The sequence below is a fragment of the Kitasatospora sp. NPDC015120 genome, from assembly GCF_043080305.1.
Classification (GTDB): Bacteria; Actinomycetota; Actinomycetes; order Streptomycetales; family Streptomycetaceae; genus Kitasatospora.
In genome coordinates, this window is the sequence record NZ_JBIBVJ010000010.1 from 91,217 (window position 1) to 116,962 (window position 25,746).

Consider the following 25,746-nt stretch of genomic DNA (forward strand, 5'->3'; position numbering starts at 1 on the left):
TGACCGCGGACCTGCACGAGGCCCGCGAGCGGCTCCAGCGGATCGACGACTCCCAACAGGAGCCGATCGCGATCGTGGCGATGAGCTGCCGGTACCCCGGCGGCGTCACGTCGCCCGAGGACCTCTGGCGCCTGCTGGCGGACGGCCGTGACGCGATCACGGAGTTCCCCGCCGACCGCGGCTGGGACCTGGAGGCGCTCTACGACCCCGACCCCGACACGCGGGGCACCAGCCACGTCCGTGCGGGCGGGTTCCTCGACGGGATCGACCTCTTCGACGCCGGCCTCTTCGAGATATCGCCCCGCGAGGCCCTCACCATGGACCCGCAGCAGCGGCTGCTGCTGGAGACCTCCTGGGAGGCGTTCGAGCGGGCGGGGATCGCTCCGACCTCGCTGCGCGGCAGCCGGACCGGCGTGTTCGCCGGTGTGATGTACCACGACCACTCGGCGGTCCTCCAGCAGGCGGTCGAGGACGTCGAGGGCTACATCGGGACGGGCAGCGCCGCCAGCGTCGTCTCGGGCCGGGTGGCGTACACCTTCGGTCTGGAGGGGCCGGCGGTGACGGTGGACACGGCCTGCTCGTCCTCGCTGGTGGCGCTGCACCTGGCGGTGCAGGCGCTGCGGCAGGGCGAGTGCACGCTCGCGCTGGCCGGTGGCGTCACCGCGATGTCCAACCCGACGGCGTTCGTGGACTTCAGCCGCCAGCGCGGACTGGCCGCCGACGGCCGCTGCAAGCCGTTCGCGGCCGCGGCGGACGGCACCGGGTGGGCCGAGGGGGTCGGCGTCCTGCTGCTGGAGCGGCTCTCCGACGCGCGGCGCAACGGTCGCCGGGTGCTGGCGGTGGTGCGCGGCAGCGCGGTGAACCAGGACGGTGCGTCCAACGGTCTGACGGCGCCGAACGGGCCGTCGCAGCAGCGGGTGATCCGCCAGGCGCTGGCGAACGCGGGGCTGTCGGCGGCGGACGTGGACGTGGTGGAGGCGCACGGCACGGGTACGACGCTGGGCGACCCGATCGAGGCGCAGGCGCTGCTGGCGACCTACGGCCAGGACCGTGAACGGCCGCTGTGGCTGGGGTCGTTGAAGTCGAACCTCGGCCACACGCAGGCGGCGGCCGGGGTGGGCGGCGTCATCAAGATGGTGCAGGCGCTCCAGCACGAGATGCTGCCGAAGACCCTGCACGTGGACGAGCCGACGCCGCACGTGGACTGGTCGGCGGGCGCGGTGGACCTGCTGACCGAGCCGGTGGCCTGGCCGGCGGGCGACCGGCCGCGCCGCGCCGCCGTCTCCTCGTTCGGCTTCAGCGGGACCAATGCGCACGTCATCGTCGAGCAGGCCCCGCAGGGGGACGAGGCCGACGAGGCCGACGCCTCCGCACCGGTCCCGCTGCCGGTGGCCGGGCTGCCGGCTCCCGTGCTGCTGACGGCCAAGAGCCCTGCGGCGTTGCGCGAGCAGGCCGTGCGCCTTCTCGCCCGCCTGGAGGCCGACCCCGGGCTCACGGTCGCGGACCTCGGCTTCTCCACCGCGACGACCCGGGCCGCCCTCGACCACCGGGCGGCGATCGTCGCGGTGGACCGTGCGGACCTGCGCGAGTCCTTGGGCGCGCTGGCGCGGGACGAGCCGGGCGCGGGCGTGGTCACCGGGGCGGTGGCCCCGCGGAGCCTGGTCGCGCTGCTCTTCTCGGGTCAGGGGAGTCAGCGGGTGGGGATGGGGCGTGAACTGCATGCGTCGTTCCCGGTGTTCGCGAAGGCGTTCGACGAGGTGTGCGCCGCGGTGGACGTCCACCTCGAACGGCCTTTGCGGGAGGTGGTGTTCGGTGAGGACGCGGAGCTGCTGGCGCGTACGGAGTTCACCCAGCCGGCGCTGTTCGCGATCGAGGTGGCGCTGTTCCGGTTGGTGGAGTCGTGGGGGGTGCGGGCGGACTTCCTGGCCGGTCACTCGGTCGGTGAGCTGGCCGCCGCGCACGTCGCGGGGGTGTTCTCGCTGGCCGGCGCGGCCGAACTGGTGGTGGCGCGCGGCCGGTTGATGCAGGAGCTGCCGTCGGGCGGGGCGATGGTGGCGGTGCAGGCCCCGGAGGCCGAGGTGCGGCCGCTGCTCGCCGGCCGCGAAGAGCTCGTGGGCATCGCGGCGGTCAACGGTCCGACCTCGGTGGTGCTGTCGGGTGCCGAGGCCGCCGTCGCGGAGGTCGTCGCACTCCTGGAGGGCCGCCGCACCAAGCGGCTCACGGTCTCCCACGCCTTCCACTCGCCGCTGATGGAACCGATGCTCGCCGCCTTCCGCGAGGTCGCCGAGCGCGTCACCTTCGCCGCGCCGACGCTGCCGATCGTCTCCACCCTGACCGGACAGCTGGTCTCGGCGGAGGAGGTGGCCGACCCGGACTACTGGGTGCGCCACGTGCGCCACGCCGTCCGCTTCGCCGACGCCGTCGAGACCCTCGCGGCGCAGGGGGTGACGTCCTTCCTGGAGGTCGGCCCCGGCGGACTGACCCCGATGGTCCGGGAGACCCTGCCCGACACCCTTGCCGTCCCCGCCCTGCGCGCCGACCGCCCCGAACCCGCCGCCTTCACCACCGCCCTCGCCCACCTCCACACCCATGGCACCCCCCTCGACTGGGACGCCGTGTTCGCCGGAACCGGCGCCCGCACGGTCGACCTGCCCACCTACGCCTTCCAGCACGAGCGCTTCTGGCTCGCCACCCGCCCGGCCACCGGTGACCTCGGCGGTTCGGGTCTGTGGTCGGCGGACCACCCGTTGCTGGGCGCGGCGGTCGCCCTGGCCGACGGTGACGGTGTGCTGCTGACCGGCCGGCTCTCCCTGGCCACGCACGCGTGGCTGGCGGACCACGCCGTGAGGGGCACGGTCCTGCTGCCCGGCACCGCGCTGATGGAGCTGGCGATCCGGGCCGGCGACCAGGTGGGCTGTGACCGCGTCGAGGAACTGACCCTGGAGGCACCGCTGGTGCTGCCGGAGCAGGGCGGCGTCCACGTCCAGGTCCTGGTGGACGACGCCGACGGGTCCGGCCGCCGCGCCGTGCGGCTCTACTCGCGGCCCGACGACGCGACGGCCGCCTCGCCGTGGACGTGCCACGCCACCGGGGTGCTCGCTCCGGCCGGGGCGCCGACGGAGGAGCACGCGGTGTCCGAGCCGGCCGAGTGGCCTCCCGCCGGCGCCGTCGAGGTCGGTGTCGAGGGGCTGTACGACCGTCTCGCCGAACTGGGGCTGGTCTACGGCCCGGTGTTCCGGGGCGTGCGGGCCGGATGGCGGCGCGGTGACGAGGTGTTCGCCGAGGTCGCGCTGCCCGAGGGCGTCGAGGCGACGGGCTTCGCCGTGCACCCCGCGCTGCTGGACGCGGCGCTGCACGCCGTCGCCCTGAGCGCCTCCGCGGAGGAGCACGACGAGGGGCGGATCCCGTTCTCGTGGAGCGGGGTGCGCGTGTCCGCCACGGGCGCGACGGCGCTGCGGGTCCGGCTGGCGCCGGCGACCGGTTCCGGGGCCGGGGTGGGCACGGTCGCGCTGTCGGCCGCGGACGGCGTCGGCCGGCCGGTGCTGTCGGTCGAGTCGCTGACGTTGCGTCCGGTGGGCGTGGAGCAGCTGGCCACCGCACGCGAGCAGCAGCGGGACGCGCTGTACCGGGTGGAGTGGGTGCCGGGGGTGGCGTCGGCCGGTGCGGTGGAGGTGGAGGTCCGTGAGGGTGTGGCGGATCTCGGGCGTGACGGTGCTGCGGTGCCCGGGGTGGTGGCGGTGCTGTGCCCGCCGTCGGGGTCCGGGGCGCAGGGTGTGCGCGGGGCTGTGGGCGCGGTGCTGGAGCTGGTGCGGGAGTGGGTGGCGGAGGAGCGGTTCGGCGGTTCGCGGTTGGTGCTGGTGACCCGTGGCGCGGTCGCGGTGGGACCGGACGAGGCTGCGGGCGTGGACGCGGGTCAGGCGGCGGTGTGGGGTCTGGTGCGGTCGGCGCAGTCGGAGCATCCGGGCCGGTTGGTGCTGGTGGATGTGGAGCCGGTGGTCGGTGATGTCCGGTCGGCGGTGTCGGCGGCGGTGGCGTCGGGGGAGCCGCAGGTGGCGGTGCGTGGTGGTGAGGTGTTGGTGCCGCGTCTGGCGCGGGTGGTTCCCGGTGGGCGGTCTGCCGTTTCCTTCGCCGAGGGTGGCACGGTGCTGGTGACGGGTGCGAGCGGGACGTTGGGCCGGTTGGTGGCCCGCCATCTGGTCACCGAGCACGGGGTGCGGCGCCTGCTGCTGGTGAGCCGTTCCGGTGCGGGTGCGGAGGGCATGGTGGAGCTGGTGGCGGAGTTGGGTGCGGCGGGTGCGGAGGTGGTCGTCGAGGCGTGTGACGTGGCGGACCGTGAGGCGTTGGCCGGGCTGCTGGCGGGGGTTTCGGCCGAGCATCCGTTGACGGGGGTGGTGCATGCGGCGGGGGTGACGGACGACGGGTTGGTCGGGTCGTTGTCGCCGGAGCGGATCGACGCGGTGTTCCGTCCGAAGGTGGATGCGGCGCTGCATCTGGACGAGTTGACGCGGGGTTCGGAGTTGTCGGCGTTCGTCCTGTTCTCTTCGGCGGCCGGGGTGTTCGGCAGTGCGGGGCAGGGGAACTACGCGGCGGCGAACGCGTTCCTGGACGCGCTCGCGCAGCGGCGGCGGACGGCCGGGCTGCCGGCGGTGTCGATGGCCTGGGGCCTGTGGGCGCAGGACAGTGCGCTGAGCGGCGAGTTGAGCGAGGCGGACCGGCGCCGGATCTCCCGCTCGGGGATGGCCGCGATCGAGACCGCCGATGGTCTGGCGCTCTTCGACGCCGCCCTGCCCGCCGCCGAGCCGGTCGTGGTGCCCACCCGGTGGGACGCCCGGGTGCTGCGGGAGTCGGCCCGCTCCGGTGCACTGCCGGACCTGCTGCGGACCCTGGTGCCCGCCCCGGTGCGGAGGGCCGCCGCGTCCTCGGCCGGGCAGCCCGGAGGGTCGTCGGCGACGGCGCAGCGGCTGGCCGGTCTGCCCGAGCCGCAGCAGTACGACCTGCTGGTGGACCTGGTGCGCACCGAGGCTGCCGCGGTCCTGGGCCACGGCCGTGCCGAGTCGATCCAACCGGCGCAGGCCTTCCGCGAGTTGGGCTTCGACTCGCTGACGGCCGTCGAGCTGCGCAACCGGCTCGGCGCCACCACCGGAGTGCGGCTGCCGGCCGGTCTGGTGTTCGACTATCCGACGCCCGCCGCGCTGGCCGCCTTCCTGCGCGATCAGCTGGCCGACGCCCCGCGACCCGCCGCCACCGTGGTCACCGCGACCCGGGGCGACGAACCGATCGCGATCGTCGCGATGAGCTGCCGCTACCCGGGCGGGGTGCGCACGCCGGAGGAGCTGTGGCAGCTGCTCGCCTCGGGCACGGACGCCATCTCCGGGTTCCCCGTCGACCGGGGCTGGGATCTCGGCCTGCTCGCCGCCGACGGCCCCGACCGGGCCGGGACCAGCCACACCCGCGAGGGCGGGTTCCTGCACGACGCGGGCGACTTCGACGCGGCGTTCTTCGGGATCTCGCCGCGCGAGGCGCTGGCGATGGACCCGCAGCAGCGGCTGCTGCTGGAGACCTCGTGGGAGGCGTTCGAGCGGGCCGGGATCGATCCGGCCTCGCTGAAGGGCTCCCGGACCGGTGTCTTCGCCGGCGTGATGTACCACGACTACGCCTCCTCGCTGCAGACGGTCCCCGAGGGCGTGGAGGGCTTTCTCGGCACCGGGAACTCGGGCAGCGTCATCTCGGGCCGGCTCTCCTACTCCTTCGGGCTCGAAGGCCCGGCGGTGACGGTCGACACGGCCTGCTCGTCCTCGCTGGTGGCCCTGCACCTGGCGGTGCAGGCGCTGCGCAACGGCGAGTGCACGCTCGCGCTGGCCGGTGGCGTCACCGTGATGGCCGGGCCGGGGGCGTTCGTCGAGTTCAGCCGTCAGCGCGGCCTGGCCGCCGACGGCCGCTGCAAGGCCTTCGGCGCCGGGGCGGACGGCACGGGCTGGGGCGAGGGCGTGGGCATGCTGCTGGTGGAGCGGCTGTCGGACGCCGAGCGTCACGGGCACCCGGTGCTGGCGGTGGTGCGCGGCAGCGCGGTGAACCAGGACGGTGCGTCCAACGGTCTGACGGCGCCCAACGGCCCCGCCCAGCAGCGGGTGATCCAGCAGGCCCTGGCCAATGCCCGCCTCACCCCCGGTGACATCGACGCGGTGGAGGCGCACGGCACCGGGACCAGGCTCGGTGACCCGATCGAGGCACAGGCGCTGCTGGCCACCTACGGGCAGGACCGTGAACGGCCGCTGTGGCTGGGGTCGTTGAAGTCCAACATCGGTCACACCCAGGCGGCGGCCGGGGTGGGCGGCGTCATCAAGATGGTGCAGGCGCTCCAGCGCGGCGTGCTGCCGCGCACCCTGCACGCGGATGAGCCGTCCCCGCACATCGACTGGTCGAGCGGCGCGGTGCGGCTGCTGACCGAGCCGGTGGAGTGGCCGGCGGACGGCCGCCCGCGCCGGGCCGGCATCTCCTCGTTCGGCTTCAGCGGGACCAACGCGCACGTCATCGTCGAGCAGGCCCCGGCCGCGCCCGCCGTGCCCCGCCGCGCGGTGGGGAGCAACGGCGGGGCGGCGATCCCGTGGGTGCTGTCCGCCAAGGCGCCCGAGGCCCTGCGGGACCAGGCCGCCCGGCTGCTCGCGTTCGCGCAGGGGCGTGACGACCTGCCGTCGGCCGACGTGGCGTACTCGCTGGCCACCTCCCGGGCGGCGCTGGAGCACCGCGCGGCGGTGGTCGCCCCGGACCCGGCGGGGGCCTTGGAGGGCCTGCGCGCGCTGGTGACCGGTGAGCCGTCCGGGGCCGTGGTCCGCGGCGTCGCGGCGCCCGGGGCGAAGGCGGCGCTGCTCTTCTCGGGGCAGGGGAGTCAGCGGGTGGGGATGGGGCGTGAGCTGTGCGCGTCGTTCCCGGTGTTCGCGGCGGCGTTCGACGAGGTGTGCGCCGCGGTGGACGTGCACCTGGAACGGCCGTTGCGGGACGTGGTGTTCGGTGAGGACGCGGAGCTGCTGGCGCGTACGGAGTTCACCCAGCCCGCGTTGTTCGCGGTGGAGGTGGCGCTGTTCCGGTTGGTGGAGTCGTGGGGGGTTCGTCCCGCCTTCCTGGCCGGTCACTCGGTCGGCGAGTTCGCCGCCGCGCACGTCGCGGGCGTCCTCTCGCTGGCCGATGCCGCCGAACTGGTCGCCGTGCGTGGCCGGTTGATGCAGGAGTTGCCGTCGGGCGGGGCGATGGTGGCGGTGCAGGCCCCGGAGGCCGAGGTGCTGCCGCTGCTGGCCGGTCGCGAGGAGCTCGTGGGCATCGCGGCGGTCAACGGTCCGTCGTCGGTGGTGCTGTCGGGTGCCGAGGCCGCCGTCGCGGAGGTCGTCGCACTCCTGGAAGGCCGACGCACCAAGCGGCTCACGGTCTCCCACGCCTTCCACTCGCCGCTGATGGAACCGATGCTCGCCGCCTTCCGCGAGGTCGCCGAGCGCATCACCTTCGCCGCGCCGACGCTGCCGATCGTCTCCACGCTCACCGGTCGGCTCCTCACCGCCGAGGAGGTGGCCGACCCGGACTACTGGGTGCGCCACGTGCGCCACGCCGTCCGCTTCGCCGACGCCGTCGAGACGCTCGCGGCGCAGGGGGTGACGGCCTTCCTGGAGATCGGCCCCGGCGGCCTGACCCCGATGGTCCGGGAGACCCTGCCCGACGCCCTCGCCGTCCCCGCGCTGCGCGCCGACCGCACCGAACCCGCCGCCTTCACCACCGCCCTCGCCCACCTCCACACCCACGGCATCCCCCTCGACTGGGACACGGTCTTCGCCGGCACCGGCGCCCGCCGGATCGACCTGCCCACCTACGCCTTCCAGCGCCGCCGCTACTGGCTGGAGCCGGGCCCGGCGGCCGGGGACGTCACCTCGGCGGGACTGACGGCGGCCGACCACCCGCTGCTGGGAGCCGCCGTCACGCTGGCCGGCGGCGAGGGCGTGGTGCTGACCGGGCGGCTGTCCCTCGCCACGCATCCCTGGCTCGCCGATCACGCGGTGTTGGGCACCGTGCTGCTTCCCGGCACCGCCCTGGTGGACCTCGCGCTGCGGGCCGCCGACGAGGTGGGCTGCGACCTCCTGGAGGAGCTGACCCTCCAGGCGCCGCTGGTCCTGCCCGAGCAGGCCGGTGTCCAGCTCCAGGTCGTCGTGGCACCGGCCGACGAGGCCGGCCGCCGTACGCTCACCGTCTACTCGCGCGAGGCCGACGGCGACGCGGCCGACGCGCCGTGGACCGGCCACGCCACGGGCGTGCTCGGCGCAGGGGCCGCTCCGGGGACGGAGAGCGGGCTGTCCGCCTGGCCCCCGCCGGGGGCGGGCCCGCTCGGCACCGAGGCGGTGTACGAGCGGCTGGCGGCGCTGGGGCTGGACTACGGCCCCGTGTTCCAGGGTCTGCGGGCCGCCTGGCAGCAGGGCGACGTCGTGTTCGCGGAGGTCGCCCTGCCCGAGGGGACGGGGACCGGCGGGTTCGGCGTTCACCCGGCGCTGCTGGACGCGGCCCTGCACGCCGTCGCGCTGGGCGGGCTGCTGCCCGACACCGGCGGGACGCGGGTCCCCTTCTCGTGGAGCGGCGTGCGCCGGTACGCGCCGGGAGCGGCCGGACTGCGGGTGCGGATCGCCCCGGCCGGGGCGGACGCGGTGTCCCTGCTGGCCGTGGACGGGACCGGGCGGCCCGTCGTCTCGGTCGACGCCCTCGTCCTGCGGCCGGTCTCCGCCGACCAGTTGGCCGCCGCCCGCACGGGGCGGCCGGACTCGCTCTACCGGATCGCCTGGGCACCGCTGCCGTTCGCCGGGCCCGCGGCCACCGCCGCCCCGGGGCCGCAGTCCTGGGCGCTGGTGGGCGACACCGGGAGCGGCCCGGGCGCGGCGCTGCGCGCCGCGGGCCACGCCGTGGACGCGCACGCCGGGCTGACCGGCCTTCCGGCGGGGCCGGCGCTCCCCGACACCGTGGTGGCCCTCCCGCCCCTGACCCCCGGCGCCGCGCCGGGCACGCCGCAGGCGGCCCGGGCCGCGACCGCCCACGCCCTCGCCCTGGTGCACGAGTGGCTGGAGCGGGCGGGCTCCGGGGCCTCCCGGCTGGTGGTGCTGACGCAGGGCGCGGTCGCGCTCGACGGCCCGGCCGGTGACCGTGCCGCCGGTGACCGGACCGCCGGTGACCGGGCCGAGCGGCCGGACCCGGCGCAGGCCGCGGTCTGGGGCCTGCTGCGGTCCGCGCAGTCGGAGCACCCGGGCCGGTTCGTCCTGGCCGACCTGGACGACCACGAGGAGTCCGCGCGCGCCCTGCCGGCCGCGCTGGCGGCCGCCGCGGCCGCCGACGAACCGCAGCTGGCACTGCGCGAGGGCCGGACGTTCGTGCCGCGCCTCGCCCGGGCGGCGACGACCGACCCGGCGGCAGCCGCCGGGGCGGGGCCCGCACCGGACCCGGCGGGCACCGTCCTGGTCACCGGCGCGACCGGGGCGCTGGGCCGGCTGGTGGCACGGCACCTGGTCGCGGTCCACGGCGCGCGGCACCTGCTGCTGGTCAGCCGGCGCGGCCCGGCGGCCGACGGCGCGGGCGAGTTCGAGGCCGAACTCGCGGCCCTGGGCGCCCGGGTGACGACGGCGGCCTGCGACGTGGCGGACCGCGCCGCGCTCGCCGCGCTGCTCGACGCGGTGCCCGCCGAGCACCCGCTGACCGCCGTCGTGCACGCCGCCGGTGTGCTGGACGACGGGCTGATCGGCTCGTTGACGACGGAGCGGCTGGACCGGGTGTTCCGTCCGAAGGTGGACGCGGCCTTCCACCTGCACGAGCTGACCGGGCGCCACGGGCCGGTGGAGCTGGTGCTCTTCTCCTCCCTCGCCGGCACCCTCGGCAACGCCGGCCAGGCCAACTACGCGGCCGCCAACGCCTATCTGGACGCGCTGGTGGAGCTCCGCCGCGCCCAGGGCCTGCCGGGCGCCTCGCTCGCCTGGGGGCCGTGGGCGGGCGAGGAGGGGATGCTGGGCGAGCTGGGCGCCGAGGCGCTCGGGCGGATGGCCCGGGGCGGGGTGGCGCCGCTGTCGGGCGGCGAGGGCCTGGCCCTGCTCGACACGGCCCGGGCGGCGGCCGCCGCCGGGGGCCCGGGCGTCCTCGTCCCGGTGCCGCTGAACCTCGCGGCCCTGCGGACCAGGGCCCGCAGCGAGCCGCTGCCGGCCGTGCTGCGCGGCCTGGTGCCGGTGACGGCCCGCCGGGCGGAGCGGGCGGGTGCCACCGCGCTGGCGGAGCAGCTGGCCGGAGCGTCGCAGGACAAGCGCCGGCGGATCCTGCTGGCCACCGTCCGCGGCGAGGTCGCCGCCGTCCTGGGCCACGCCTCCGCCGAGGCGGTGGGCCCCGGCCAGGCCTTCCGCGACCTCGGCTTCGACTCGCTGACCGCCGTCGAGCTGCGCAACCGCCTCGGCGCCGTCACGGGGCTGAGCCTGCCGGCCGGCCTGCTGTTCGACCACCCGACACCGACCGCCCTGGCGGACCACCTCGGCGCCTCGATGCCGGCCGGGGAGGAGGCGGCGGCGCCGTCCGTGCTCGCGGAGATCGACCGGCTCGAAGCCGCCCTGGCCGCCTCCCCGGCCGACCGGGGCCTGCGCAGCACCGTCACCATGCGCCTGGAGGTCCTGCTGGCGAAGTGGAACGGGACGCAGGACGACGACCACCCCGGCGCCGACCAGGGCGCGGCCGCGGTCGAGGCGGCCACCGACGACGAACTCTTCGAACTGCTGGACAACGAGCTCGGCACCTGATCGACCGGCACGAACTCCCCTGGCGTTGAGGAACTGAATTCAGATGACTGACGAGAACAAGCTCCGGGACTACCTCAAGCGTGCCACCGTCGACCTGCGCCATGCGCGCCAGCGGCTGCGGGAGGTCGAGAGCAGGAACCACGAGCCGATCGCGATCGTGGCGATGAGCTGCCGCTTCCCCGGCGGGGTGCGGTCGCCGGAGGACCTGTGGAAGCTGGTCGCGGACGGCGGCGACGCGATCTCCGGCTTCCCCACCGACCGCGGCTGGGACCTGGAGGCGCTCTACCACCCGGACCCCGGCCACCCCGGCACCAGCTACACCCGCGAGGGCGGGTTCCTGCACGACGCCGCCGACTTCGACGCCGCGTTCTTCGGGATCTCGCCGCGCGAGGCGCTGGCGATGGACCCGCAGCAGCGGCTGCTGCTGGAGGCGTCCTGGGAGGTGGCCGAGCGCGCCGGCCTCGACCCGCGCTCCCTGCGCGGCAGCGACACCGGCGTCTTCGCCGGTGTGATGTACCACGACTACGTCTCCCGGCTGCCGCGGCTGCCCGAGGGCGTCGAGGGCTATGTGAGCACCGGCAACTCGGGGAGCGTGGTCTCCGGCCGGATCGCCTACACGCTGGGTCTGGAAGGCCCGGCGGTGACGATCGACACCGCCTGCTCGTCCTCGCTGGTCGCCCTGCACCTCGCCGTGCAGGCGCTGCGCAACGGCGAGTGCTCGCTGGCGCTGGCCGGCGGCGTCACCGTGATGGCGGGACCGGCCACGTTCACCGAGTTCAGCCGCCAGCGGGGCCTGTCGCCCGACGGCCGCTGCCGGGCGTTCTCCGCCTCGGCGGACGGCACGGGCTGGGGCGAGGGCGTCGGCGTGCTGCTGGTGGAACGGCTCTCCGATGCCCGGCGCCACGGGCACCCGGTGCTCGCGGTGGTGCGCGGCTCGGCGGTGAACCAGGACGGCGCCTCCAACGGCCTGACGGCGCCGAACGGGCCGTCCCAGCAGCGCGTCATCCGGCAGGCGCTGGCCAACGCCCGGCTCTCGCCCGCCGAGGTGGACGCGGTGGAGGCGCACGGCACCGGTACCGCGCTGGGCGACCCGATCGAGGCGCAGGCCCTGCTGGCCACCTACGGCCAGGACCGCGAACGGCCGCTGTGGCTCGGCTCGGTCAAGTCGAACCTCGGTCACACCCAGGCCGCGGCCGGCGTGGCCGGCGTGATCAAGATGGTGCAGGCGATCCGGCACGGCGTCCTGCCGCTCACCCTGCACGTGACGCAGCCCTCGCCGCACGTGGACTGGTCGGCCGGTGCGGTGTCGCTGCTGACCGAGGCGACCGACTGGCCCGGCACGGGCGCGCCCCGGCGGGCCGGGGTCTCGGCCTTCGGCGTCAGCGGCACCAATGCGCACCTCGTCCTGGAGGAGGCGCAGCCGGACGCCGAGGACGCCCCGGCCGAGGGCGCGGCGCCGAGCCCGGCCGAGGGCACGGCCGAGGCCCCGGGCGAGGGCGCGGCGCCGGCCCCGGCCGAGGCACCGCCGCTGATCCCCTGGGTCCTGTCCGGCAAGGACCAGGCCGCCCTGGTCGCCCAGGCCGGGCGGCTGCGCGCGCACCTCGCCGCGGACCCGGGCCTCGACGCCCTCGACGTCGCCCTCTCGCTGGCCACCACCCGCTCCGCCTTCGAGCACCGCGCCGTGCTGCTCGCCGCCGACCGGCCCGGGCTGGACGGGGCGCTCGCCGCGCTGGCCGACGGCTCGCCCGAACCGGATCTGGTGCGCGGCGTCGCCGAGGACGTCCGCCAGGTCGCGCTGGTCTTCCCCGGGCAGGGCTCGCAGTGGGTCGGCATGGCCGTCGACCTGCTCGACGCCTCCGCGGTGTTCCGCGAGCGAATCGGCCGGTGCGAGGCGGCCCTCGCCCCGTACGTCGACTGGTCGCTGACGGCCGTGCTGCGCGGCGAGGAGGGCGCGCCCGGGCTGGAGCGGGTCGACGTCGTGCAGCCGGTGCTGTTCGCCGTCATGGTCTCGCTGGCCGAGCTGTGGCGCTCCTACGGGGTGAGCCCGGAGGCCGTGGCGGGGCACAGCCAGGGCGAGATCGCCGCCGCCTGCGTGGTGGGCGCGCTCTCCCTGGAGGACGCCGCGAAGGTGGTGGCGCTGCGCAGCCGCGCGCTGACCGCGCTGGCCGGCCAGGGCGGCATGATGTCCGTCGGCCTGCCGCTGGAGCAGCTGACCCCGCGGCTCGCGCCGTGGGGCGAGCGGCTGGCGGTGGCCGCCGTCAACAGCCCCTCGTCCATCGTCCTGTCCGGCGACCCGCAGGCCCTGGCCGAACTGCGCGACGGCCTGCTCGCCGACGACGTCCGGGCCCGGATGATCGCCGTGGACTACGCCTCGCACTCGGCGCAGGTCGAGGCGGTGCGCGAGCGGGTGCTGAGCGAGCTCGCGGACATCACGCCGCACTCCTGCGACGTGCCGTTCTACTCCACCGTGACGGGCGGGGTGGTGGACACCGCCGAGCTGGACGCCGACTACTGGTACCGCAGCCTGCGCCGGACCGTGCGGTTCGAGGAGGTCACCCGCGCGCTGGTGGCGCACGGCCACGGCGCGCTGATCGAGGTCAGCGCGCACCCGGTCCTGACGATCGGCATGCAGGAGACGATCGACGCCCTGGGCAGCGACGCCGTGGCACTGGGCACCCTGCGCCGGGGCGAGGGCGGCCCGGACCGGATGCTGCGCGCCGTCGCCGAGGCGCACGCGCACGGCGCCGCCGTCGACTGGCCCGCCGTCCTCGCCGGCACCGGCGCCCGCACCGTCCCGCTGCCCACCTACGCCTTCCAGCACCAGCGGTACTGGCTGGACGCCCCGCACACCGCCGGGGACGCCGCCGGCCTCGGCCTCGGCGCGGCGGACCACCCGCTGCTGGGCGCCGTCGTCACCCTGGCGGACTCCGACGGCCTGCTGCTCACCGGCCGGCTCTCCGCCCACACCCACCCCTGGCTCGCCGACCACGTGGTGCTGGGCTCGGTGCTGCTGCCGGGCACCGCGTTCGTCGAGCTCGCGATCCGGGCCGGCGACCAGGTCGGCTGCGGCCTGCTGGAGGAACTGACCCTGGAGGCGCCGCTGCTGCTGCCCGACCGCGGCGCCGTGGTGGTGCAGGTCTCGGTCGGCCGGCCGGACGACGCCGGCCGGCGCTCCTTCGGCCTGTACTCGCGCCCCGAGGACGCCCCCGCCGAGGAGGAGTGGACCCGTCACGGCACCGGGCTGCTGGGCACCGGCCCCGCCACCGGGGGCGAGGACCTCACCGTCTGGCCGCCCGCCGACGCCACCGCCGTCGACCTCGCCGGCTTCTACGACCGCCTCGCCGAGCGCTCCTTCGGCTACGGCCCGGTCTTCCAGGGCCTGCGGGCCGTCTGGCGGCGCGGCGACGAGGTCTACGCCACCGTCGCGCTGCCCGCCGAGGCGCAGGCGGAGGCGGGCCGTTTCGGCCTGCACCCGGCGCTGCTGGACGCGGCGCTGCACGCCGTCGGGTTCGGCCCGCTCGGCGACATGGGGACCGGGCGGCTGGCGTTCTCCTGGGAGGGCGTGCGCCTGCACGCCACCGGCGCCGCCGACCTGCGCGTGCGGCTGGCCCCCGCCGGCCCCGACGCCGTGTCCGTCACCGTCGCCGACGGCACGGGCCGGGCGGTGGCCGGGGTCGGCACGCTGTCCTTCCGCACCGTCGGCGAGGAACAGCTGCGCCAGGCCCGCGGCGGTCACCACGACGCGCTGCACCGGGTGGACTGGACGGCGCTGCCCGTGCCGGCCACCGCACCGGACACGCCCTGGGCGGTGCTCGGCGACGACGCCTCGGCGGCCGTACGGGCGCTGCTGGACGGTCCCCGCCCCCCGGCGCACCACGCCCGGCTGGGGGAGCTGGCCGAGGCCGTCGCGGCGGGCGCGCCGCTGCCCGAGGTGGTCGTGGCCGTCCTGCCCACGGGCGGGACCGGGCCGGAGGCCGTCCGGGCGACGGCGCGCGACACCCTCGCGCTGCTGCGCGACTGGCTGGGCGAGGAGCGCTTCGCCGCCTCCCGGCTGGTGCTGCTCACCAGCGGAGCGGTGGCCACCGCGGCCGGGGCCGACACCCCGGGCCTGGACCACGCGCCGGTCTGGGGCCTGGTCCGTTCGGCGCAGTCCGAGCACGCCGACCGGCTGGTCCTGGCGGACCTCGACGACCACCCCGCCTCCTACCGGCTGCTGCCCGCCGCGATCGCCACCGGTGAACCCCAACTGGCCCTTCGCGCCGGAGCGGTGAGCGTGCCCCGGCTGGCCAGGGTGCCGCTGCGCACGGAGCCGGACGCCGCCGGGGAGCACGCCGCGGCGGCGCCGTCCGACCCGAAGAGCGACCCGAAGCCCGACCGGAAGAGCGATCCGACGCTCGATCCGAACGGCACCGCCCTGATCACCGGCGGCACCGGCGCCCTGGGCGGGCTGCTCGCCGAACACCTCGTCACCGAGCACGGCATCCGCCACCTGGTGCTGACCGGCCGCCGCGGACCCGCCGCCGAGGGCGCGGCCGAACTGCGCGACCGGCTCTCTGCCCTCGGCGCGACCGTCACCCTCGCCGCCTGCGACGCGGCGGACCGCGACGCGCTGGCCGACCTGCTCGCCGGCATCCCCGCGGACCGGCCGCTGACCGCCGTCTTCCACGCGGCCGCCGTGGTCGCGGGCGGCCTGGTCGACGCGCTGACCGCCGAGGAGCTCGACCAGGTCCTGCGCCCCAAGGTCGACGCGGCGCTCAACCTGCACGAGCTCACCAGGGACGCCGACCTGGCCGCCTTCGTCCTCTTCTCCTCCTTCGCCGGCACGCTCGGCGGCGCCGGCCAGGGCGCCTACGCGGCGGGCAACGCCTTTCTGGACGCCCTGGCCCAGCACCGCGCGGCCCACGGACTCGCGGCCTCCTCGCTGGCCTGGGGCGTCTGGGAGGAGCGCGGCGCGCAGACCGGGCTGGCCGACGACGACCTCCGGCGGATGGTCCGCGCGGGCCTGGTGCCGCTCTCCGCCGACGAAGGACTCCGCCTCCTGGACGTCGCCCGCACCCTCGACGAGCCGGTGCTCGCGCCGGTGCGGCTGGACCTCGCGGCGATCCGCGCCCAGGCCGCGGGCGGCACCGTGCCCGCCCTGCTGCGCGGCCTGGTCCGGACGCCCGTACGGCGGACCGCCGGGGCGGCGGCCGGGGAAGCCTCCGCCGAACTGCGGCGGCTGGCGGCGCTCGCACCGGCCGACCGCCGGGAGGCGCTGCTCGGGCTGGTCCGCGCCCAGGCCGCGGCCGTGCTCGGCCACAGCACCGCCGACCTGGTCGACCCCGGCCGGGCCTTCCGCGAGCTGGGCTTCGACTCCCTCGCCGCGCTGGAACTGCGCAACCGCCTGATCGCCGCGACCGGCGTACGGCTGCCGGTCACCGCCGTGTTCGACCATCCGACCCCCGCCGCGCTGGCCGGCCACCTGCTGGAGGAGGTCTCCGGCGGGGACCAGCACCCGGCCACCGGTGCGCCGGAGCAGAACGGCCGCCCGGGCGACGACACCGAGCCGATCGCCATCGTCGCGATGAGCTGCCGCTTCCCGGGCGGGGTCACCGGCCCCGAGGACCTGTGGCGACTGGTGGCCGAGGGGGAGGACGCCATCACCGGCCTTCCGGTGAACCGAGGCTGGGACCTCGAAGGGCTCTACGACCCGGACCCCGACGCCCCGGGCCGCTGCTACGCCCGCGCGGGCGGCTTCCTGCACGACGCCGACGCCTTCGACCCGGAGTTCTTCGGGATCTCGCCGCGCGAGGCGCTGGCGATGGACCCGCAGCAGCGCCTGCTGCTGGAGACCACCTGGGAGGCGTTCGAGCGCGCCGGGATCGACCCGGCCGCGCTGCGCGGCAGCCGGACCGGCGTCTTCACCGGCACCAACGGCCAGGACTACGCGGCCGGGCTGCGCGACTCGGGCGCGGAGGGGCTCGAAGGCCACCTGCTCACCGGCAACTCCGCGGCGGTCGTCTCCGGCCGCCTCGCCTACACCTTCGGCCTGGAGGGGCCGGCGGTGACGGTGGACACGGCGTGCTCGTCCTCGCTGGTCGCCCTGCACCTGGCGGCGCAGGCGCTGCGCGCCGGGGAGTGCTCGCTGGCTCTGGCCGGCGGTGTGACCGTGATGTCGACCCCGGGCGCGCTCATCGCCTTCAGCCGTCAGCGCGGCCTGTCGGAGGACGGGCGCTGCCGGGCGTTCGCGGCGGGCGCCGACGGCACCGGCCTCGCGGAGGGCGTGGGCATGCTGCTCGTCGAGCGGCTGTCGGACGCCGAGCGCCACGGGCATCCGGTGCTGGCGGTGGTGCGCGGCAGCGCGGTCAACCAGGACGGCGCGTCCAACGGTCTGACGGCGCCCAACGGCCCCGCGCAGCAGCGGGTGATCCGCCAGGCACTGGCGAACGCCGGGCTGTCGGCGGCGGACGTCGACGCGGTGGAGGCGCACGGCACGGGCACGACGCTGGGGGATCCGATCGAGGCGCAGGCCCTGCTCAAGGCCTACGGACAGGGGCGCGCCGAGGGCAGCCCGCTCCGGCTCGGGACGGTCAAGTCCAACATCGGCCACACCCAGGCCGCGGCGGGCGTGGCCGGCGTGATCAAGATGGTGATGGCGATGCGGCACGGCGTGCTGCCGCCCACCCTGCACGCGGACGAGCCGACGCCGCACGTGGACTGGTCGGCGGGCGCGGTGGAGCTGCTGACGGAGGCCGTCGACTGGCCGCAGGGCGACCGCCCGCGCCGGGCCGGCGTGTCGTCCTTCGGGGTCAGCGGCACCAACGCCCATGTCATCCTCGAACAGGCCCCCGGCCGTCCGGCGGACCGGCCGCGACCGGCCGCCCCGGCCCCGCCCGTCCTGCCGTGGGTGCTCTCCGCGAAGGACCCGCAGGCCCTGCGCGACCAGGCGGCGCGCCTGCTCTCGCACGTCCGGGAGCACGCGGAGTTGGACGCGGTGGACGTCGCCCACTCGCTGGCCACCTCGCGGGCCGCGCTGGCCCGGCGTGCCGTCGTGGTCGGCGCCGACCGGGAGGAACTCCTCGACGGTCTGGGCGCGTTGGCGCGCGGCGAGACGCCGGGCGGCACGGTCGTGGACGGCGGGACGGCGTTCCTGTTCTCGGGGCAGGGGAGTCAGCGGCTGGGGATGGGGCGTGAGCTGCACGCGTCGTTCCCGGTGTTCGCGGAGGCGTTCGACGAGGTGTGCGCCGCGGTGGACGTGCACCTGGAACGGCCTTTGCGGGACGTGGTGTTCGGTGAGGACGCGGAGCTGCTGGCGCGTACGGAGTTCACCCAGCCCGCGTTGTTCGCGGTGGAGGTGGCGCTGTTCCGGCTGGTGGAGTCGTGGGGGGTGCGGGCGGACTTCCTGGCCGGTCACTCGGTCGGTGAGCTGGCCGCCGCGCACGTCGCGGGGGTGTTCTCGCTGGCCGATGCCGCCGAACTGGTGGTGGCGCGTGGCCGGTTGATGCAGGAGTTGCCGTCGGGCGGGGTGATGGTGGCGGTGCAGGCCCCGGAGGCCGAGGTGCTGCCGCTGCTCGCCGGTCGCGAGGAGCTCGTGGGCATCGCGGCGGTCAACGGCCCGACCTCGGTGGTGCTCTCGGGTGACGAGGCCGCCGTCGCGGAGGTCGTCGCACTCCTGGAGGGCCGCCGCACCAAGCGGCTCACGGTCTCGCACGCGTTCCACTCGCCGCTGATGGAACCGATGCTCGCCGCCTTCCGCGAGGTCGCCGAGCGCGTCACCTTCACCGCACCCGAGCGGCCGATCGTCTCCACCCTGACCGGGCAGCCGGTCACCGTCGAGGAGGTGGCCGACCCGGACTACTGGGTGCGCCACGTGCGTGGCACCGTCCGCTTCGCCGACGCGATCGAAACGCTCGCGGCCCACGGCGTGCGGGCCTTCCTGGAGGTCGGTCCGGGTGGCCTGACCCCGATGGTGCAGGAGACCCTGCCCGACGCCCTCGCCGTCCCCGCGCTGCGTGCCGACCGCCCCGAACCCGCCGCCTTCACCACCGCCCTCGCCCACCTCCACACCCACGGCACCGCCCTGGACTGGACTGCGGTGTTCGCCGGGACCGGCGCCCGGCGCGTCGACCTGCCGACCTATGCCTTCCAGCGCGCGTCGTACTGGCTCAAGGCCGCCGCGCCGAAGGCCGGCGCAGCGGCCGCCGCGGACCCGGCCGACGCGGGCTTCTGGGAGGTCGTCGAGCGCGCGGACCTGGCCTCGCTGTCCGAGCAGCTGGAGGTGGACGGGGAGACACCGCTCAGCTCGGTGCTCCCGGCGCTCGCCGACTGGCGTCGACGTCGGCGCGAGCACGCGGCGGTGGACCGCTGGCGCTACCAGGTCCAGTGGAAGCCGCTGGCCGCGCGCGGCGACGCCGGACTGACGGGCAGCTGGCTGCTCGTCCTCCCGGCCGGCGCGCAGGATCACCCGACCGCAGCGGCGGTGCGGACGGCGCTCGGCGCGCACGGCGCCGCCGTCGTCGAGGTGCCCGTGACGGGCCACGACGACCGCGCGGCGCTGGCCGGGCGGCTGGCGGAGTCGAACGGCGAGGACCGGCCGGCGGGCGTGCTGTCGCTGCTCGCCCTCGACGAGGACCGCCATCCCGCCCACCCCTCGCTGCCCCTGGGTCTGGCGCTGACCACCCTGCTGGTCCAGGCCCTCGGCGACGCCGGAGTGGACGCGCCGCTGTGGTGCGCCACCCGGGGCGCGGTGGCGGTCGGCCGTTCGGACGGCGCCGGGGACCCGTCCCAGGCGATGGTCTGGGGCCTGGGCCGCTCCGTGGCACTGGAGCACCCGCAGCGCTGGGGCGGGCTGGTCGACCTCCCGGAGACGCTGGACGACCGCTCGGCGCGCCGCCTCGCCGCCGTGCTCGCCGGCGGGAGCGAGGAGGACCAGCTCGCCGTCCGCTCCTCCGGCACCTTCGTGCGCCGCCTCCACCGCGCCGCCCCCGGCGGTGCGGGCACGGGCGCGGCCGACCGGGGCTGGCGCCCCCGGGGCACGGTGCTCATCACCGGCGGGCTCGGCGCGCTGGGCACCCAGGTGGCCCGGCACCTCGCGCAGCGCGGCGCCGAGCACCTGGTGCTGACCGGCCGCCGGGGAGGCTCCACCGCCGGGGCGGCCGAACTCGCCGCCGAGATCGAGGCGTCGGGCGTGCGGGTGACCATCGCGGCCTGCGACGTGTCGGACCGCGACGCGGTGGCCCGGCTGCTCGCCGACCTCCCCGAGGGCGACCGGCCGACCGCCGTCGTGCACGCCGCGGGCATGCCCCAGTTCGCCCCGGTGGAGGGGACCACGCTCGCCGACCTCGCCGAGGTGGTGGCGGCCAAGGTGGCCGGGGCCGCCCACCTGGACGAGCTCCTGGGCGACCACCCGGTGGACGCGTTCGTGCTCTTCTCCTCCGTCGCCGGCGTGTGGGGCAGCGGCAGCCAGGCCGGCTACGCCGCCGCCAACGCCTTCCTGGACGCCCTCGCACAGCGGCGCCGGGCCCGGGGCCTGGCCGCGACCGCGGTCGCCTGGGGCCCGTGGGCCGAGGGCGGCATGGTGGACGGCGAGGAGGCGGAGGCCCATCTGCGCCGCCGCGGCCTGCCCGCGATGGCGCCGCAGCCCGCGATCGCCGCGCTCCAGCGGGCCCTGGACCAGGACGAGACGGCCGTCGTGGTGGCCGATGTGCGCTGGGAGCGCTTCGTCCCCGCCTTCACCGTCACCCGCCCCAGCCCGCTCTTCGGTGAGCTCCCGGAGGTGCGGCAGGCGCTGTCCGGCGCCGAGGAGGCCCAGTCCGGTGGAGAAATCCCCTCCCTCGCCGCCGAGTTGGCTGCACTGCCGGGAGCCGAGCGCGACCGCGTCCTGCTCGACCTGGTCCGCACGGAGGTGGCCGGGGCGCTCGGCCACCCGGGCCCCGAAGCGGTCGCGCCCGACCGGGCGTTCAAGGACCTGGGCTTCGACTCCCTCACCGGCGTCGAACTGCGCAACCGGCTGAACACCGTGACGGGGCTGCGGCTGCCGGCCACCCTGGTCTTCGACCACCCCAACGCGACGGACCTCGCGGCCTTCCTGGCCGCCGAACTCTCGGGTCCGCGGGGGAGCACCGCCGCCGTGGCCGCGACGGCGGCGCCCGGGACCGCGACCGGGAGCGAGGAGCCGATCGCGATCGTGGCGATGGGTTGCCGCTTCCCCGGCGGCGTGCGGTCCCCCGAGGACCTGTGGCGGCTGCTGGTGGACGAGGCGGACGCGGTCGGCCCGTTCCCGGTCGACCGGGGCTGGGACATCGAGGCCCTGTACGACCCGGACCCGGAGAGGACCGGCACCAGCTACGTCAACCAGGGCGGCTTCCTGCACGACGCCGGCTCCTTCGACGCGCGGTTCTTCGGGATCTCGCCGCGCGAGGCACTGGCGATGGACCCGCAGCAGCGGATCCTGCTGGAAGTGGCCTGGGAGACCCTGGAGCGGGCACGGCTCGACCCCGCCTCGGTGCGCGGCAGCCTGACCGGCGTCTTCGTCGGCTCCGGCTACCAGGGCTACGGCGCCGGGCTGTCCGACCTGCCCGAGGGCGTGGAGGGGCACCTCCTCACCGGCAGCTCCTCCTCCGTCATGTCCGGCCGGATCGCCTACGCGCTGGGGCTCGAAGGCCCGGCGGTGACGGTGGACACGGCCTGCTCGTCCTCGCTGGTGGCCCTGCACCTGGCGACCCAGGCGCTGCGCTCGGGCGAGTGCTCGCTGGCCCTGGTCGGCGGCGCGGCGGTGATGTCCAGCCCCAACGCCTTCGTCGAGTTCAGCCGCCAGCGCGGCCTGGCCGCCGACGGGCGCTGCAAGCCCTTCGCGGCCGCCGCCGACGGCACGGGCTGGGGCGAGGGCGTGGGCATGCTGCTGGTGGAGCGGCTGTCGGACGCCGAGCGCCACGGGCACCCGGTGCTGGCGGTGGTGCGCGGCAGCGCCGTCAACCAGGACGGCGCGTCCAACGGTCTGACGGCGCCCAACGGCCCCGCCCAGCAGCGCGTCATCCAGCAGGCCCTGGCCAACGCCCGCCTCGCCCCCGGTGACATCGACGCGGTGGAGGCGCACGGCACCGGCACCGCGCTCGGTGACCCGATCGAGGCACAGGCCCTGCTGGCCACCTACGGCCGGGACCGGCCCGAGGAACGGCCGCTCTGGCTCGGCTCGATCAAGTCCAACATCGGCCACACCCAGGCCGCCTCGGGCGTCGCCAGTGTGATCAAGACGGTGCTCGCGATCCGGCATGGGTCGCTGCCGCGCACCCTGCACGTGGACGAGCCGACGCCGCACGTGGACTGGTCGGCGGGTGCGGTGCGGCTGCTGACCGAACCGGTGGCCTGGCCGGCGGGCGACCGCCCGCGCCGCGCCGCCGTCTCCTCCTTCGGCGTCAGCGGCACCAACGCCCACACCATCATCGAGCAGGCGCCCGACGAGGCCGCCGCCGCGCCGGCCCCGGCCGCCCCGGAGGTGCCGCGCAGTCTGGCCTGGCTGCTGTCGGCGAAGGACGAGCCGGCCCTGCGCGAGCAGGCGAACCGGCTGCTCGCCGCCCTGGACGCCGCCCCCGCCGCCACCCCGGCCGACCTCGCCCTCTCCCTGGCGGTCTCGCGGACCGCGCTGGACCACCGGGCCGTCGTCGTGGGCCGCGAGCGGGCCAACCTCGCCGCCGGTCTCGGCGCGCTGGGCCGGGGCGAGTCGGCGGCAGGCCTGGTGCGAGGGGTCGCCGCGTCCTCCCCGGGACGGCTGGCGCTGCTCTTCTCGGGGCAGGGGAGTCAGCGGCTGGGGATGGGGCGTGAGCTGTGCGCGTCGTTCCCGGTGTTCGCGGAGGCGTTCGACGAGGTCTGCGCGCATCTGGACGTGCACCTGGAACGGCCGTTGCGGGAGGTGGTGTTCGGCGAGGACGCGGAGCTGCTGGGCCGGACGGGGTTCACCCAGCCCGCGTTGTTCGCGGTGGAGGTGGCGCTGTTCCGGCTGGTGGAGTCGTGGGGGGGCCGTCCCGCCTTCCTGGCCGGGCACTCGGTCGGCGAGTTCGCCGCCGCGCACGTCGCGGGCGTCCTCTCGCTCGCCGACGCCGCCGAACTGGTCGCCGTGCGTGGCCGGTTGATGCAGGAGCTGCCGTCGGGCGGGGTGATGGTGGCGGTGCAGGCCCCGGAGGCCGAGGTGCTGCCGCTGCTCGCCGGCCGCGAGGACCGCGTGGGCATCGCGGCCGTCAACGGCCCGACCTCGGTGGTGCTCTCGGGTGCCGAGGCCGCGGTCACGGAGGTCGTCGGGCTGCTGGAAGGCCGTCGCACCAAGCGGCTCACGGTCTCGCACGCGTTCCACTCGCCGCTGATGGAACCGATGCTCGCCGCCTTCCGCGAGGTCGCCGAGCGGATCACCTTCGCCGCGCCGACGCTGCCGATCGTCTCCACGCTCACCGGCCGGCCGGTCACCCCCGAGGAAGTGACCGATCCCGAGTACTGGGTGCGCCACGTGCGCCACGCCGTACGCTTCGCCGACGCCGTCGAGACGCTCGCGGCGCAGGGGGTGACGGCCTTCCTGGAGATCGGCCCTGGCGGCCTGACCCCGATGGTCCGGGAGACCCTGCCCGACACCCTCGCCGTCCCCGCCCTGCGCGCCGACCGCCCCGAGGACACGGCGCTGACCACCGCCCTGGCCGAGCTGCACGTGCGGGGCACCTCCCCGGCGTGGGACGCGGTCCTCGCCGGAACCGGCGGGCGGCGGGTCGACCTGCCCACCTACGCCTTCCAGCACCAGCGGTACTGGCTGCAGAGCACGTCGGAGCGGTCCGTCCCGGTGGCGCCCGTCGACGCGGCGGAGGCCGAGTTCTGGGACACCGTGGAGCGCGGGGAGTCCCAGGCGCTGGCCGAGCGGCTCGGTCTCGACGCCGACGCGCCGCTCGATTCGGTGTTCGCCGCGCTTTCGTCCTGGCGCCGCGAGACCAGGGCCCGGAACACCGTGGACAGCTGGCGCTACCAGGCCGGCTGGAAGCCGTGGACCGACCTCCCGTCCGGCCCCCTGGCGGGCGGCTGGCTGGTCGTCGCGGCCGACGAGGGCGCGGCGGACGCCTGCGCCCGGGTGCTGCGGGAGCGGGGCGCCGAGCCCACGACGCTGATCGTGGCCGACGCCGGTACCGACCGGCCGATGCTCGCCAAGCTGCTGCGCGAGACCCTGCCGCAGGACACCCGGACGGCCGGGGTGCTGTCCCTGCTGGCGCTGGACGAGCGCGCGCACCCGGTCCACCGGGCGCTGCCCCTCGGCCTCACGGCGACCGTCACCCTGGTGCAGGCGCTGGGGGACGCCGAGCTGGACGCCCCGCTGTGGTGCGTCACCCGGGCCGCCGTCTCGGTCGGCCGCTCCAACCCCGTCGAGCAGCCGCTCCAGGGGTTGGTGTGGGGGCTGGGCCGCGCGGTCGCGCTGGAACATCCCGACCGCTGGGGCGGGTTGGTCGACCTCCCGTCGTCCTCGGGCCAGGACGCACGCACCCTCGGCCGGCTGGCCGACGTGCTGGCCGGCGCCGGGGACGAGGACCAGCTGGCGGTGCGCGACTCCGGGGTGTTCGTCCGCCGGCTGGCGCGGGCGGCCCGGAGCACCCCCGGGCGCGAGTGGCGTCCGCGCGGCACCGTGCTGATCACCGGTGGCACCGGTTCGCTCGGCGGCCACGCGGCCCGCTGGCTGGCGCGCGGCGGTGCCGAGCACCTGGTGCTGACCAGCCGGCGCGGCGCGGCGGCCGAGGGTGCGGACGAACTGCGCCGTGAGCTGGAGGAGTTGGGGGCCGAGGTCACCATCGCCGCCTGCGACGTGGCCGACCGCGGGGCACTGGCCGGGCTGTTGGACTCCCTGCCGGAACGGCACCCGCTGACCGCCGTGGTGCACGCCGCCGGCCTCCCGCAGTTCACCACCGTCATGGAGACCGGCCTGAGCGAGCTGGCGGACGTGGTCGCGGCCAAGGTGGCGGGCGCCGTGCACCTCGACGAGCTGCTGGAGGGCCGGGACCTGGACGCCTTCGTGCTCTTCTCCTCGGTCTCCGGGGTCTGGGGCAGTGGCAGCCAGGCCGCCTACTCGGCCGGCAACGCCTTCCTGGACGCCCTGGCGCAGCGGCGCCGGGCCCGGGGCCTGGCCGCGACCGCGGTCGCCTGGGGTCCGTGGGGCGAGGGCGGCATGGCGGCCGAGGACGGCGCGGCGGAGCACCTGCGCCGCCGCGGTCTGCCGCAACTGGCCCCCGCGCTGGCCGTCGGCGCGCTCCAGGACGCCCTGGACCGGGACGAGACCGCGGTGGTGGTGGCGGACGTCGACTGGTCGCGGTTCGCGCCCTCCTTCACCATCGGCCGGGTGAGCCCGCTGCTCGGTGACCTGCCGGAGGTCCGGGCGGCCCTGGCCGGGGCCGCCGTCGGCGACGAGGCCGCCGACGGCGGGGCGTCGGAGCTCACCCGCCGCCTCGCGGAGCTGGCGCCGGAGGGCCGGCACGCGCTGCTGCTCGACCTCGTCCAGACGGAGGCCGCGGCCGTGCTCGGCTACGGCGGGGGCGAGTCGATCGAGCCGGACCGGGCGTTCCGGGAGCTGGGCTTCGACTCGCTCACCGCGGTCGAGCTGCGCAACCGCGTCGCCACGGCGACGGGGCTGCGGCTGCCGACCACGATGGTGTTCGACCACCCGACCCCCGGCGCGCTCACCGACCACCTGTGCGCGGAACTCCTCCCGGCCACCGGCGGGGACGCGGGCACCGGCGACGTGCCGGAGGCCCGGCTGCGCCAGGCCCTGGCGACCGTCCCGCTGTCCCGCCTGCGGGAGGCGGGGCTGCTGGAGGCCCTGCTGCGGCTGGCGGAGCCCGGTGCGGGGGAACCGGCCCCGGACGATCCCGGTACGGCGGAGTCCATCGAGACGATGGGCATCGACGATCTTGTCGAACTCGCGCTCGGCGACAGCGATTTCTGAAACGGCCCTGAGTAC

1 protein-coding gene and 1 pseudogene are annotated in these 25,746 nt (G+C 76.5%); both read left to right on the top strand.

What is annotated here, in order from left to right:
• Positions 1–2 precede the first annotated feature (2 nt).
• Positions 3–10,793, top strand: a pseudogene (locus ACF1AK_RS22705) (SDR family NAD(P)-dependent oxidoreductase); the annotation flags it as partial.
• A gap of 37 nt (positions 10,794–10,830) precedes the next feature.
• Positions 10,831–25,731 (top strand): type I polyketide synthase, encoded by a 14,901-nt coding sequence (locus ACF1AK_RS22710; RefSeq protein WP_391500746.1) that lies wholly within the window; start codon positions 10,831–10,833, stop codon positions 25,729–25,731.
• Positions 25,732–25,746: the final 15 nt, after the last annotated feature.